Source organism: Alphaproteobacteria bacterium (genome assembly GCA_025800285.1).
Classification (GTDB): Bacteria; Pseudomonadota; Alphaproteobacteria; order JAOXRX01; family JAOXRX01; genus JAOXRX01.
Window position 1 is genome coordinate 1 of the sequence record JAOXRX010000031.1, and the last position, 700, is coordinate 700.

1 protein-coding gene is annotated in these 700 nt (G+C 34.1%); it reads right to left on the minus strand.

The window, feature by feature from the left end; genetic code table 11:
- Nucleotides 1–199 (minus strand): hypothetical protein (locus tag OIF36_00515; protein MCV6598955.1); only part of this gene is annotated, 199 nt, incomplete at its 3' end.
- Nucleotides 200–700 lie beyond the last annotated feature (501 nt).

The following is a 700-nucleotide window of genomic DNA, read 5'->3' on the forward strand; positions in this document are numbered from 1 at the left end:
CATGGATATACAATAGGTATTCAACTGTGTGTTTTCTTTTTCTTTTACTAAGATTTGTTTCGTTTAAAAGTGCTGCCAAATGCACAAGTGCAAATTGATAAACAAAAGCCCGCTGGTCGTATTCAGCAATTTTATTCCACAGCTGAAAACAAATTCCCATAAAAAAGTCTTCCACTGAGATACTTTGTGACTCATCCATGCCCTGTGTTTGGGTAGTTTTAGGCTAGAGGCAAGAGATCTCTGCAATATGTAAAACGTTGGAGAGCGAAATGTTTTGCAATAAATTCATAGCGCTCCTCTAATTTTATAATTCGGTTGAAATTCTACAAATTTCATTAACCTGTAGCACTCAGAGAGCCGTTTTACGGCTGAAGGCCAAAGACAACTTTTCTTTATATCTTTATAACTCCGGTGAATGTCTTTTTCTGTTATTATTATTTTCACTCATCTCATAAGAGATCGCGGAAAGGAATTTGAAAATATTGGCTTATAATGAAATTCATGTACCACAAACGAGAAACCATTAAAAGTTCAAGCGGCGTAAAAGAACTTGAAAACCGACTTTCTCAAATCCATCTATGATCTGGGATTCCAGACGATCTATATTACAATGCTTGAGATAAATTTATTTGTAAGATCTTGAGAACTTTTTATTATTAACTTCTCCAAGGAAGAAATATTTGTTTTCTTGAATCTAAAC